Source organism: Pseudomonas sp. FP215 (genome assembly GCF_030687795.1).
Lineage (GTDB): Bacteria > Pseudomonadota > Gammaproteobacteria > Pseudomonadales > Pseudomonadaceae > Aquipseudomonas > Aquipseudomonas salmasensis.
In genome coordinates, this window is sequence record NZ_CP117447.1 from 2,617,128 (window position 1) to 2,629,478 (window position 12,351).

Annotated in this window: 12 protein-coding genes; 9 read left to right on the forward strand and 3 right to left on the reverse strand. The window is 59.6% G+C overall.

Features of this window, described 5'->3' with window-relative positions; genetic code table 11:
- Positions 1 to 69: 69 nt before the first annotated feature.
- From PSH76_RS11940 to PSH76_RS11950, 3 genes are all read right to left on the reverse strand, one after another.
- Positions 70 to 351 (reverse strand): peptidylprolyl isomerase, encoded by a 282-nt coding sequence (locus PSH76_RS11940; RefSeq protein ID WP_003208024.1) that lies wholly within the window; start codon positions 349 to 351, stop codon positions 70 to 72.
- A gap of 108 nt (positions 352 to 459) precedes the next feature.
- Positions 460 to 954 carry a DUF1543 domain-containing protein gene (locus tag PSH76_RS11945; protein ID WP_032896903.1) on the reverse strand — a complete coding sequence of 165 codons (495 nt, stop codon included), beginning with the start codon at positions 952 to 954 and terminating at the stop codon, positions 460 to 462.
- A gap of 774 nt (positions 955 to 1,728) precedes the next feature.
- Positions 1,729 to 2,244, reverse strand: coding sequence for an Hcp family type VI secretion system effector (locus PSH76_RS11950; protein WP_014718214.1), 516 nt, complete (start codon positions 2,242 to 2,244; stop codon positions 1,729 to 1,731).
- A gap of 469 nt (positions 2,245 to 2,713) precedes the next feature.
- Here PSH76_RS11950 and tssA point away from each other — a divergent pair, with 469 nt between their 5' ends.
- The 9 genes from tssA to tagH are packed head-to-tail and all read left to right on the forward strand — an operon-like array spanning position 2,714 to position 12,350.
- Positions 2,714 to 4,258: a type VI secretion system protein TssA gene (tssA, locus tag PSH76_RS11955; RefSeq protein ID WP_305494141.1), complete on the forward strand. Its 1,545-nt coding sequence runs from the start codon at positions 2,714 to 2,716 to the stop codon at positions 4,256 to 4,258.
- 25 nt (positions 4,259 to 4,283) lie between these two features.
- Positions 4,284 to 4,781, forward strand: a complete 498-nt coding sequence (tssB, locus tag PSH76_RS11960) for a type VI secretion system contractile sheath small subunit (protein WP_098951200.1) — start codon at positions 4,284 to 4,286, stop codon at positions 4,779 to 4,781.
- Between the two features lie 27 nt (positions 4,782 to 4,808).
- Positions 4,809 to 6,287: a type VI secretion system contractile sheath large subunit gene (gene tssC / locus PSH76_RS11965; RefSeq protein WP_305494142.1), complete on the forward strand. Its 1,479-nt coding sequence runs from the start codon at positions 4,809 to 4,811 to the stop codon at positions 6,285 to 6,287.
- A gap of 14 nt (positions 6,288 to 6,301) precedes the next feature.
- Complete coding sequence (gene tssE / locus PSH76_RS11970; protein ID WP_032896906.1) at positions 6,302 to 6,703, forward strand: type VI secretion system baseplate subunit TssE; 402 nt, start codon at positions 6,302 to 6,304, stop codon at positions 6,701 to 6,703.
- A complete protein-coding gene (gene tssF, locus PSH76_RS11975; protein ID WP_305494143.1) occupies positions 6,693 to 8,480 on the forward strand; it encodes a type VI secretion system baseplate subunit TssF in 1,788 nt (595 codons plus the stop codon). The genes tssE and tssF overlap by 11 nt, the downstream gene beginning before the upstream one ends.
- The gene (tssG, locus tag PSH76_RS11980) at positions 8,444 to 9,457 is read left to right on the forward strand and encodes a type VI secretion system baseplate subunit TssG (protein ID WP_305494144.1); all 1,014 of its coding nucleotides are present in this window, start codon (positions 8,444 to 8,446) and stop codon (positions 9,455 to 9,457) included. The genes tssF and tssG overlap by 37 nt, the downstream gene beginning before the upstream one ends.
- Before the next feature lie 6 nt (positions 9,458 to 9,463).
- Positions 9,464 to 10,975 carry a sigma 54-interacting transcriptional regulator gene (locus PSH76_RS11985; protein ID WP_305494145.1) on the forward strand — a complete coding sequence of 504 codons (1,512 nt, stop codon included), beginning with the start codon at positions 9,464 to 9,466 and terminating at the stop codon, positions 10,973 to 10,975.
- A 35-nt stretch (positions 10,976 to 11,010) separates the two neighbouring features.
- Positions 11,011 to 11,142, forward strand: coding sequence for a hypothetical protein (locus tag PSH76_RS11990; protein ID WP_032896909.1), 132 nt, complete (start codon positions 11,011 to 11,013; stop codon positions 11,140 to 11,142).
- Between the two features lie 11 nt (positions 11,143 to 11,153).
- Positions 11,154 to 12,350 (forward strand): type VI secretion system-associated FHA domain protein TagH, encoded by a 1,197-nt coding sequence (tagH, locus tag PSH76_RS11995; RefSeq protein ID WP_305494146.1) that lies wholly within the window; start codon positions 11,154 to 11,156, stop codon positions 12,348 to 12,350.
- The last annotated feature ends 1 nt before the right edge of the window (position 12,351 follow it).

A 12,351-nucleotide genomic window follows, 5' to 3' on the forward strand; every position in this document is an offset into this window, starting at 1 on the left:
GCCAGTCATCAGATGCACAACGGCCCACCAAAGGGCGGGCCGTTGTTTATAGCATCAGCGCAGATTGAATCAATCCTGGCGGCTGGTGACTTCCAGCAGGTGGTAGCCGAACTGAGTCTTCACCGGGCCTTGCACGGTGTTGACCGGGGCACTGAAGACCACGGTGTCGAATTCCTTGACCATCTGGCCTGGGCCGAACGAACCGAGATCACCGCCTTGGCGGCTGGATGGGCAGCTGGAGTTGGCTTTAGCGACTTCTGCGAAATCAGCGCCGCCTTCGATTTGGGCTTTGAGTTCGTTGCACTTGTCTTCAGTGGCAACGAGGATGTGACGGGCGGTGGCTTTGGCCATGGTGAGTAACTCCTAGAGTAAAAAACGGTGAGCGTACCGGATTCAGGCGGTTATTTCTCGGCAAAGTTCCACTGGGTTTTAAGTCGCCACTGTTTAGGCCATGCCGGTTCAAGGCAGCACGAGATAGTCGTTGCGCTGCACGATCGGTCGGTGCGCCGCTTGCACCAGGTGAATATAGCGGCCGTCCACCAGGTCGATGGGCAGGCAATCGTCGATATCCAGCACCGCGTCGGTGTGGGCCTGGGACCAGTGGCTCTGCATCTGTTGCTTGCCTTTGCGCATGGCCTCTTGTTTGTGATGGGCGACCACCAGCAGGTAGTGATGGGCTTCGCCGAAGCTATTAGCCTCGTAGCCACCGAGGTTGATGAAGTACAAGCGCGGCGCATCGCTGTGGGGCGCCAGGTGGCTCAGTTCAACCTTCCAGCCGTCGACGCCATCGACGGCCATCCATGAATCGATGTGTACGCCTTTGGGGCTGCCAAACCAGGCGTCGCGTAGTTGCGGGTAGGTGGCTTGCAGGGTGTCGGCCACTGCGAATACCACATCGTGTACTTCGATCCTGGCCCGCGGGTGCTTGCCTCCGAGCATGACGACAAACAGCATTACCGGTGTTTCCTGGGGAATGGTGAGAGGGCAACCATACTGCGATTGAGCTGGTTTGTCCGGTTGGGATGGGGCCTTTGTGTCGCGACGCTGAGCCTGTGGGAGCTGGCTTGCCTGCGATGCCGGCCTGCCAGCCGACGCCTATCTACCTGACACCCCACAATCCAAATGTGGGCGCTGGCTTGCCTGCGATGGCGCCCTTCCAGCCGACACCTATCTACCTGACACCCCACAATCCAAATGTGGGAGCTGGCTTGCCTGCGATGCCGGCCTCCCAGCAGACGCTTATCCACCTGACACCCCACAATCCAAATGTGGGAGCTGGCTTGCCTGCGATGGCGGCCTGCCAGCCGACGCCTATCCACCTGACACCCCACGATCCAAATGTGGGAGCGGGCTTGCTCGCGAATGCGGTCTGACAGTCGACGCAGTTATACCGAGTACATATCCATTTCTGCGGTAACGGCCGCTTAGGGTTCCGCCCTGACGGCGGCTCACTTTGCAAAAGCGGCAAAGTAAGCAAAACGCTCTTGCCCCACCACTCGGCACCTCGCTTGGGCTCGGTGTGCCCGAACACAGGCTTGAATCCGTGGGCCGCCGCCACGCGCCATCCATGGCGCGGGGCGGCTAACCCGGCGTCCTGCCGGGTTACCCACGAATTCAAGCCTGCGTTCGGCCAGCGTGGTTTAACGGGGCGCCTGAGATCAAGATCAAAAGCAGATCAAGATCAACAGCGGCTCGCTTCGCATCGTGGTTACCGTCGTTACTGCTCGTTTAACCCGTCACTGGGCTGCGCCAGTCGTCCGAGCCGGACGTTCCGGCGACTTCGTGAGTCCAGATGATTTTGCGATAGGTGAAGTGCACATCCTCCAGATGGGTGAAGTGGGCGTTGTCTGGGTCCTGGCAGTTGGGCATGCGCGATTGGATGTCGACGATGGTGGCGCCTTCCAGTTCAATCGTGAAGTAGTGCTCCTGGGTTCCGGCCGAGGAGGTGCGCAGCCACTCCAGGCGGCAGGACACTTCTTCGCCGGTGGTCAGGGCGCTGAACAGCAAGGGTGAGGATTTATCGAAAACCTTGCTGATCATCAGCGGTTTATGCACGCGCTGACCGGTCGGCTGGCCCGACTGCGGGTCGCGGGGAATGATTACCTGATGAGCAAACGCCTGCACCAGAATCTGGTCCTCATGGCCTTCCTGATAAATGTTGCCTACCGAGTCCTGGGTAAATGTGCCTGCCGTAATCAAACCTTGTTTGACACCGGTGATGGAGAGGTACGCGGGTGTGGGCATGACGGGTTTCCTTGCCTGATTGAGTAGGTATTGCCGGGCAGCGAGAGCGCTGACCGGGCAGGTTCCTATAACAAGAAGCGTGCCTGAAAGTGTGAGGCTCAATGAAATAAGGGCGAAAAAGACTCAGCATCCTTTATTGATGCGTTTGCTGTAGTGCTGTGGGTTGTTTTTAGTGTCATTAGTTGCACAGATATGCGCATTTAGTTGCTCATGTCATATGTTTGGTAAATGCATGGTTTTAGGCTGTGGATGATGGGTTTCGCTTGGGTGGGCTGCGCAAATAGCTGCGCAGGCCTTTATTTTCAGGTGGTGTAGGATGTTTCTTAAGTTCCGTTCTGTTACTTGCTGATTGTTTTTTTCGTGGCTAAGGTTCGCTCACTTCAATGTGTTTTGAGCGGAAGTTCAAGGGCGGTTTAACAATGATGTTAATTTTGCCTACTTTGCCTTGGATGGTTGTGTGCAGCCCAAAATGGTTTATTCAGAAAAGCAATATGCCTATTACTTGAAACTTGCACGGACAGCGTGCTCGCCAAGCAGTTTTGTTGGCAGTGATATGCGCTATTCAAGTGAGTTTGAAGTGCTGGAAGCCGAGCTGGGCAAGGCGCACTCCATTCATGGGGCGGGCCTGCCGGATTGGCAGAAGATCAGCGAAATCAGCGAGGGCATTCTGCTTGAGCATTCCAAGGATCTGCGCGTCGCCGCCTGGTTGGCCTGGGCCCTGTACCAGCGTGATTCATTTGCTGGTTTGCTGGCGGGGCTCGGTGTGTTGCGTGAACTCTGCGAGCATCATTGGGCGCAGGTCTATCCCGTTAAGCTGCGTACCCGCATTGCGGCGTTTGGCTGGTTGGTGTCGCGCCTTGAACAAGCGTGTGCGCACAACGTCCCACTCGAGGATCAACGACCTTTATGCCAGGCGCTGCTGGAACACCTGGAATGTCTTGATCGGCTATGGGGCGAACAGCTTGGCAGCGAGGCGCCGTTGCTGTTGCCGGTTCGCCGGCAGATGTCGGCACGTTTGGCCCAGGCTACAGCCGAACCTGGCGGCGTCGCGGGCGTCATTGCCCAGGTCAAGCCAGCGCGAACTGCGCTGCTAGAGCCCGAGCAACCGCTCAATAACGAAAAAGACGCGCACAAACGGCTGCGCGCATTGCAGGAGCAGGCTCGGCCTTTATGTGCCTGGTGGTTGCGTCAGGATGCCACCGACCCGCGTGCCTTGCGCCTGGGCCGAACCCTGGCGTGGTTGATGCTCGTCAATTATCCCGATGCCAATAGTGAGCGGGTCACGGCGCTGCGCCCATTGGCTGGCGACAAGCGCAAGCGCTATCAAGACCGCTTCAGCCAAGGCCATTACGCCGATCTGTTGCTTGAGCTTGAGGTCAGCCTGGCCGGTGCAATGTTCTGGTTCGATGGGTTGCGCATGGTCTGGGAGTGCCTGGAGGCCTTGCACGCAGAGCTGGCCATGACCGAACTGGAAATGCAATTCGCTCTGCTGCTGCATCGCCTGCCGAACCTGCCTGAGTATCGGTTCGAGGACGGCACGCCCTTTGCTGACCCCGCGACAGGTGAGTGGATCGCGCTTCACGTGATGCGTCACATACGCAAGCCTGAGCCCTCCAGTGTTGTCGTCGACAGCGTCGCCCAGCCTTGGGAAGCGGCGTTGCAAGCGGTGATGCCTTGCCTGCGCAAGGACGGCCTCAAGGTTGCAGTGGGTGTGCTCAAGCAAGGGCTGCGGGCGGCGTGCGGTGATCGAGCGCGCTTTCATTGGCACCTGGCGCTGGCCAGGTTGTGTGTGGCGGCCGGCAAGCATGACCTGGCCAGGATCCAGTTGGAACAACTCGACCTGCAGTTACAGCGCACGGGCCTGGAAAGTTGGGAGCCGGAGCTGGCCGTGCAAGTCGGCCAGCTGCTGTATCGCTGCTACGACCTGTTGCCACAAAACCAATCCGTACAAGACGCAAAAGACACCCTGCATCGCCGGTTGTGCCATTTCGACCTGGAAGCAGTACTTGAATAGTGCCTCATCAAAAAGGAAAAGCACCATGGCCAAAGACGGTTCGGTAGCCCCAAAGGAACGCATCAACATTACCTTCAAACCCGCCGTCGGTGGCGCTCAGGAAGACGTCGAACTGCCGTTGAAGCTGCTGGTGCTGGGGGATTTTTCCCTGCGCCCGGACCCGCGCAAACTTGAAGATCGCAAGCCCATCGGCATCGACAAGCACACCTTTGACGAGGTGTTGGCCAAGCAAGCATTGAGCCTGACGCTGAGCGTGCCCAACCGCCTCCAGGAGGCAACCGACGTGGAAGAGTTGCCGGTCCAGGTGCGGATCAGCGCGATGAAGGACTTCAACCCCGCGAACCTGGTGGAGCAGATCCCGCAATTGCAAAAATTGATGGCATTGCGTGAGGCATTGGTGGCGCTCAAGGGCCCGCTGGGTAATACGCCCAGCTTTCGCAACGCTATCGAGCGGACGCTGGCCAATGGCGACTCGCGCGCACGAGTGCTCGCCGAATTAGGGCTGGATAGGCCCCAAGCCTGACATTTTCAGTAAAAGGACACTGACACCATGACCACGATTCAACACAGCCCGCAACCCGTACAGGTTATCGAAGGCGGTAGCATCCTCGATAACATCATTTCCCAGACATTGCTCAGCGCCGACGACGAGGCTTATGGCATCGCCAAGCGCGGGGTGTCGGCGTTTATCGCAGAGCTGGTCAAGCCACACAATTGTGACGAACCGGTAAAAAAACGCCTGGTCGACCGGATGATCGCCGAGATCGATACCAAGCTCAGCGAGCAAATGGATGAGATTCTTCACCACCCGGAGTTCCAGGCACTGGAGGCTTCGTGGCGAGGCTTGCAGTTGCTGGTTGAGCGCACCGATTTTCGCGAGAACATCAAGATCGAGCTGTTGAATGTCTCGCGCCAGGACCTGCTGGATGATTTTGAAGACTCCTCGGAAATTACCCAGTCGGGGTTGTACAAACACGTCTATAGCGCCGAATACGGCCAGTTTGGCGGCCAGCCGGTGGGCGCGATCATTGCCAACTACTTTCTTTCGCCCAGTGCACCCGATGTGAAACTGATGCAATACGCATCCAGCGTCGCCGGCATGGCCCACGCACCCTTTATCGCTGCGGCGGGGCCGAGTTTCTTCGGCTTGGAAAGCTTCACTGGGTTACCCGATCTGAAGGATCTGCGGGACCATTTCGAAGGCCCGCAGTTTGCCAAATGGCAAAGTTTCCGGCAGAGCGAAGACGCCCGATATATTGGCCTCACCGTACCGCGCTTTCTGCTGCGCACCCCGTATGACCCCCTTGAGTGCCCGGTCAAGACCTTCGCCTACCAGGAGAATGTGGTTAACAGCCACGAGCATTACTTGTGGGGCAATACCGCCTACGCCTTCGCCACTCGCCTGACCGATAGCTTTGCGCGCTTTCGCTGGTGCCCCAACATCATTGGCCCGCAAAGCGGCGGGGCGGTTGAAGATCTTCCGCTGCATCATTTCCAGAGCATGGGCGAGATCGAAACCAAGATTCCTACGGAGGTGCTGATTTCGGACCGGCGTGAGTACGAACTGGCACAAGAAGGTTTCATCGCCTTGACCATGCGCAAGGGCAGCGACAACGCAGCGTTTTTTTCCGCCAGCTCCGTGCAGAAGCCCAAATCCTTTGGCATCAGTGAGGAGGGCCGGGCGGCAGAGCTGAATTACCGCTTGGGCACTCAATTGCCCTACATGATGGTGGTCAACCGCCTGGCTCATTACCTCAAGGTGCTGCAACGAGAGCAGTTGGGCGCATGGAAAGAGCGCACGGACCTGGAGTTGGAACTCAACAAATGGGTTCGCCAATACGTCGCGGACCAGGAAAACCCCAGTGCCGAGGTGCGTGGGCGTCGCCCCTTGCGTGCCGCGCGCATTGTCGTCAGCGATGTCGAGGGCGAGCCTGGCTGGTATCGGGTCAACGTCACGGTACGCCCGCATTTCAAATACATGGGGGCAGACTTCACGTTGTCCCTGGTCGGCAAGCTCGATAAAGAATGAGCAGAGGCCAGGGCATGCTTGAGCACAACAGCCTTTTCGAACGCCTTGAGCGTGGTGCGTCTAACCCGGGCGCCGCCGTGGCGTCCATCGCCGCACATTTGGGGAAAATGCTCAGCACTCGTGCGGGCAGTGTCCGGACGCTGCCTGATTATGGCTTGCCCGACCTCAACGACATGCGGCTCAGCTTGCATGAATCCTTGAGTCAGTCGCGCTTGCATATCGAACGGTTTATCCAGGCCTATGAGCCGCGGCTGACGAATGTACATGTCAGGCTGCTGCCGGTTGTGCGTGACTCCTTGTCCCTGGCATTCGCCATTGAGGCTGAGCGGATGATTGAGGGTGCCCTGCATCCCGTGGTGTTCCACGCGCGCCTTACCGATACCGGGCGGGTTGAGGTTTGTGCCGATGGCGCTTGACCGTTATTTCCAAAGCGAACTCAGCGCGCTGCGCCAACTGGGGCGGCGTTTTTCCGAGCGTAATCCCGCCCTGGCGCCGTTTCTTGGCGAAGCCGGCCAGGACCCGGATGTCGAGCGCTTGCTGGAGGGCTTTGCATTCCTGACCGGGCGCCTGCGCCAGAAGCTGGATGACGAACTGCCGGAGTTGACGCACTCATTGATGCACCTGCTCTGGCCCCATTACATGAGGCCGATACCGGCCTTCAGCATCCTGCAATTCGACCCGTTGAAACGTGCCGGCCCCAGCGTTCGGGTGGCTCGGGACACTGCTGTGCAAAGCGCCCCCATCCAGGGAGAGCGTTGCCGGTTCCGCACCTGTTATGCCACCGACGTCATGCCGTTGCAGCTCAATGGACTGGAATACAGATGCCAGGGCGAAGGGGCCTGGTTGGACTTGCGCCTGCGCATGAGTGTCGACGGCAGCTTCAGTGAGTTGACATTCGATTCGCTGCGACTGCACCTGGCCGGTGACCATTACATCAGTCAGGGCCTGTATCTGAGCCTATTGCGCCACCTGGAGGGCATCAGCCTGCAGCTCGTGGATCACGATGGTCTGCCGATCAACGCCGGCGATGGCCAACCCGTGACGCTGTGGCTCAATGCCAACCAGGTCCGGCCGGTGGGGTTTGCCCCGGAGCAGGCGCTGATTCCTTATCCGCAGAACACCCTGGAGGGGTATCGGCACCTGCAGGAGTACTTCGCGTTTCCCGAGAAGTACCTGTTTGTCGATGTCGAAGGCCTGGGCGTGTTGCACACGTTGTCTCACGAGTTGCTCCGGCAGGCGCACGGCCTGGTGATGCGTTTCGAACTTCGCACCCAGGGCCGTGAGCCCCTGCGTCCTACCCTGGATAACGTGAAGCTGTATTGCACGCCTATCGTCAACCTGTTTGCCCAGGATGCCGTTCCCATTCGCCTGGACGGTAAACAGGACGAGTACCTCCTGGTGCCTGGGGAATACACGCCGGGCAATGCCAGCGTATTTTCCGTGGATAAGGTCACCGGCTGGCGCCCCGGTGGTTTGGGCTATCAAGCCTACGTGCCGTTCGAGTCGTTTGAACATGATTGCAACAGTGAGCCTCTGGCGGCACCGCCCAGCTACAGCATTCGCCAACGTTCGTCGGTCCAACATGCCGGGCTCGACACCTGGATGGGGTTCGGCAATCGCCGCGAACAGGGCCAGGAAACCCTGTCGGTCGAACTGACCTGTACCAATTGCAACCTGCCACGGCAATTACGTGCAGGCGACATCAACCAGCCCGGCGAACAGACACCGGAGTCGTTGACGTTCCGCAATATCACCGCGCCAACGGCGAGCTACGCGCCACCCCTGGACCAGAATTTTCTGTGGAAGCTCATCAGCAACATGTCGCTCAACTATTTGTCGTTGACCGATATCAACGCCTTGAAAGTGATTCTCGAAACCTACGACCTGCCGCGTTATTACGATCGCCAGGCGCTGAAGGTCAGCCAGAAAAGACTGGGGGCCTTGCGCGCCATCCGTCATGAGGCGATTGATCGCCTGCATCGTGGGTTGCCCGTGCGAGGTGTGCGGGTCGATCTGACCGTCGATTCCCAGGGCTTTGTCGGTCAGGGCGACTTGTTTGTATTCGCTTCGGTCCTCAATCAGTTCTTTGCGCTTTATGCCAGCCTCAATTCCCATCACGAGTTGCGTGTCATCAGCACACAAGGAGACGTGTATCTATGGCCATCCCGGATCGGGCAGCAACCCCTGCTCTGAATCAACTTTGCCGGGGTATCCGTGAATACACGCTGTTCCAGGCGGTTTTGCGGGTCACCGAGCGATTGCGTGAGGCTCATCCGCTGCTGGATGAGGACGCGCTGTACGACCAGTTGGAGTTCCAGGCCAACCCTGGCTTGGGGTTTGCCGCGCACGATATTGACCGAGTGGAGTTCTTTATGGAACACGGACATTTGCGCGCACGCCTGCGCCTCAATGTGCTGGGGTTATTTGGCGCCGGGTCCCCACTGCCTGCGTTTTATGGTGAGCAGGCATTTGCCGAACAGCCGGGCGGCAACCCGACTCGAGACTTCCTCGATCTGTTCCATCATCGCCTGCACCGGCTGATGCTCCCGATCTGGCGCAAATACCGCTATCGGGCGTGTTTCCGGGCAGGCGCCAATGACGGTTTTTCCGAGCAGATGTTTGCCTTGACGGGGCTGGGTGGTGCCGCGATCCGTGGCGCTTGCCAGCTCGATTGCAAGCGCTTGCTGCCCTACCTGGGCCTGCTGAGTGTGCGTGTGCACTCGGCGGCGTTGATCGAGTCGGTCCTGCGTTACTACTTCAAGCACGACGCGTTGTTTATCGAGCAGTGGGTTGAACGCCAGGTCGAGGTCAGCCAGGTACAGCGCAATGACCTTGGACGGGCCAACAGTGTGCTTGGCGAGGACCTTGTGCTGGGGCGCCGCGTCGCTGACCGCAGTGGCAAGTTCAGGGTGCATGTCCGCGCGTTGGGGTGGCAGCGTTTTCACGACTTCCTGCCCACGGGAAAGGCCTGTGAGCCGCTGCGCTCGCTGGTGCGCCTGACCCTGCGCGATCCGTTGGAATACGACCTGCGTTTGGTAATGGCACAGGGGCAGATCAGAGCCCTGCACATTGGCGAAAACACGGTTTGCCGCTTGGGCTGGACCACCTGGTTGGGGCGCGAGCGGGCCGATGGCGTCGTCACGCTAACCGGCAATTTTCACAAGGAATGAATGGACATGATGAACAGGGATTTGCAACACATGATCGACGCACTGTCTGCCTGTTTCGCACGCTTGGGGTTCGAGCGTGATGAACACGCGTTACCTGACGTATGTGTCAGCGCGGTGGCCCGGCTGAGCCAGTGCGACGTCAGCCAGTTGTACCTGCTCGATGAAGTGACCGGCGGGCTTGAACTGATCGCCCAACATCTTGCCCAGGTGCCGTCGCTCGCCGTAGTGCCTTCACGGCCTGGTCAGCATTCCCAACAGTTGCTGCACGACACTTTGACCCAGGGCACAGCATTGAGCCTGGAGGATGTGCAAGGCAGCGGCCATGACACGGGTTTCCTGCCAGCATTGGCGACACCTTGGCGGGCACTATTAAGCGTGCCGCTGTTCAACCGATGCGAACGCATGACTGGTGTGCTGGTATGCGCCCGCCAACACCCGGCCCAGCTGCAAAGCTACGCTCCCTCCTTGGGGCATTTGGGCAGCTTCGCCGTCAACCAGTTGCGCGCACTGCGCGATGGGCAGCCCAACGCTGGCACGCAGCCCGAATGCAACACACCCTTGGCTGGCGCATACGGCTTGATTGGCACCAGCGCGGCGATGGAGCAGGCGTGCCGGCTGATCAGTAAAGTCTTGAACACCCCTTACACCGTGCTACTGCAGGGCGAGACCGGCACGGGCAAGGAAGTGGTGGCCCGGGCCATTCACGCGGCCGGGCCGCGCAAGGCCAAGGCGTTTGTGGTGCAAAACTGCGCGGCGTTCCCGGAAGGGTTGCTTGAAAGCGAGCTGTTCGGTTACCGCAAAGGCGCGTTCACGGGTGCCGAACGCAATCACGCGGGGCTGTTCGACACCGCACATGGCGGTACGTTGCTGTTGGATGAGATCGGCGATATGCCGCTGCCCTTGCAAGCCAAATTGCTACGGGTATTGCAGGAGGGTGAGGTTCGCCCGCTGGGTGCCAGTGCGGCACACAAGGTCGACGTGCGCATCATTGCCGCGACCCACCGCGACCTCGCGGCGATGGTCGCCGAAGGGCGCTTTCGTGAAGACCTCTATTACCGACTGGCTCAGTTCCCCATCACCTTGCCGGCCCTGCGCGAGCGAGACGGCGATGTGCTGCAACTGGCGCGCCATTTCACGGCCAAGGTGTGCGCAGCGTTGGGCAGGCCACCTGTCGAGTGGTCGAATACCGCCCTCGATCAACTGTCCAGCCACGGTTTTCCCGGCAACGTGCGCGAGCTCAAATGCCTGGTGGAGCGCGCCGTGTTGTTGTGTGACGACCGCGTGATCCGGCCCGAGCACCTGGCGCTGCCCCTGGCACCAAAGCCGGCCACTCCCGATGACGTGACGCTGCGCCAACGTATGGAGCGAGTGGAGCGCACGTTCCTGCTCGACTGCCTGCACAAGAACCACGGCAATCGCACCCGAACCGCGCGGGAGCTTGGGGTCGCCCGGCGTACCCTGCTTTACCGTCTGGCCCGTTTGAACATTCCCTTTGGTGATGCCCGGGAGGAACGCTGAATGACGCACTCGATTTTTACTGGGGGAGAAGCCTGATGCCTGATCGTCCGTGGCACGTCGTCGTGCTGGTGATGTGTTTGTTGGGGGGCTGTAACGCCAACTATGTGTTCGATGATGCCGAGTACCACCCCTTGGGTGATCCGCAGGCGATCATTCGTGGCCGCTGAAAGGAGAGGGCATGAAGCTGCAGCTTGTGTTTGAGGTCTGCGCGTGCGAAAGCGACAAGAGCCTACTTTTGGCCCGCAAAGTATTTGACGGTGCAGGCGGCGTGATCGGGCGCGGCCCTGGATGTGACTGGGTGATCCCTGACGCCAGCCGCGTACTCTCCAGCCATCATGGGTTGATCGGTTACCGTGAAGGCCGTTATTTCCTCACGGATATCAGCCGCAACGGTATAGGACTGGCCAACAGTCCCGAACGCCTGCGCAAGGGGCAGGCGCGATTGATCAGTGACGGTGACGTCTTCGAGCTGGGGGTGTTGACGATACGTGCGCGCCTGCGGGAGTCGACGCGATCTTGCGACGAGTTGCTGACGCCCGCGGCAGTACCGATCCCCGATGACGCTTTCCTGTCGCTGGACCCGCTGCACGGCTTGGAGCTTGATCGCCAGATGCAGGCCACCTCGGATGATCTGGAGGCCTTGAACACGAGCGCCGATGAGCAAGCGATATGGGCAGATCACTTTGGGGCCGATAGCGAGCACGTGGCCTTGCCGCGTCAGCAAGCCCCTTCGATAGAGGTTGCCGCCGTACCCGCTGTTGCGATGACGCCGTCGACCGACGAGGTGTTCTGGTCACAATTTGCAGCGGTCCTGGGCGTCGACCTTACGGCCCTCGACACGCTGGCCCGGGAGGCACTGGCGATCAAGGTGGCACGCTTGTTTCGGGTGACGATCGAAGGGCTGCAACACGGTTTGCGCACTCGAGAAGAACTGAATAACGAATTGGGTACGGCGGCGTTCGCCAGTCAGGGCATGGGCCAGAACCCCTTGAAAGTGTATCGCGACACCGATGCTGCGTTGGCCGCGATGCTCGATACCCGGGAGTTGGGGCAACTGCCTGCCGTGCGCGCCATTGCCCAGGTGCACCGAGAACTGCAGGTGCATCAGGTTGCGTTGCTGGCCGCTTGTCGAAGCGCCATACGTAACGCCCGTGCGGCCTTTGAGCCCAGCCACCTGTTGGGGTGCTTTGAGTCCCAGGGCAAATTGGCCGGGTTTTTCCCCGATGGCGGGCATTGGCGGGCCTACCAGCGTCACTACCAGCGTGTGGTGGCGCAAGAACAGCTGAACGATCGCCCGTTGGGCGGCGACTTCGCCAAAGCCTATGAGGAGCAGGTGCGTCTGCTCTCCAGCCTGCACATGGATTTTCCAGGATGAT

Excerpts from the sequence above, each read along its gene's own strand:
- PSH76_RS11940 (WP_003208024.1), bottom strand. The coding sequence starts at position 351 with ATGGCCAAAGCCACCGCCCGTCACATCCTCGTTGCCACTGAAGACAAG.
- PSH76_RS11945 (WP_032896903.1), bottom strand. The coding sequence starts at position 954 with ATGCTGTTTGTCGTCATGCTCGGAGGCAAGCACCCGCGGGCCAGGATC.
- PSH76_RS11950 (WP_014718214.1), bottom strand. The coding sequence starts at position 2,244 with ATGCCCACACCCGCGTACCTCTCCATCACCGGTGTCAAACAAGGTTTG.
- tssA (WP_305494141.1), top strand. The coding sequence starts at position 2,714 with ATGGTTTATTCAGAAAAGCAATATGCCTATTACTTGAAACTTGCACGG.
- tssB (WP_098951200.1), top strand. The coding sequence starts at position 4,284 with ATGGCCAAAGACGGTTCGGTAGCCCCAAAGGAACGCATCAACATTACC.
- tssC (WP_305494142.1), top strand. The coding sequence starts at position 4,809 with ATGACCACGATTCAACACAGCCCGCAACCCGTACAGGTTATCGAAGGC.
- tssE (WP_032896906.1), top strand. The coding sequence starts at position 6,302 with ATGCTTGAGCACAACAGCCTTTTCGAACGCCTTGAGCGTGGTGCGTCT.
- tssF (WP_305494143.1), top strand. The coding sequence starts at position 6,693 with ATGGCGCTTGACCGTTATTTCCAAAGCGAACTCAGCGCGCTGCGCCAA.
- tssG (WP_305494144.1), top strand. The coding sequence starts at position 8,444 with ATGGCCATCCCGGATCGGGCAGCAACCCCTGCTCTGAATCAACTTTGC.
- PSH76_RS11985 (WP_305494145.1), top strand. The coding sequence starts at position 9,464 with ATGATGAACAGGGATTTGCAACACATGATCGACGCACTGTCTGCCTGT.
- PSH76_RS11990 (WP_032896909.1), top strand. The coding sequence starts at position 11,011 with ATGCCTGATCGTCCGTGGCACGTCGTCGTGCTGGTGATGTGTTTGTTG.
- tagH (WP_305494146.1), top strand. The coding sequence starts at position 11,154 with ATGAAGCTGCAGCTTGTGTTTGAGGTCTGCGCGTGCGAAAGCGACAAG.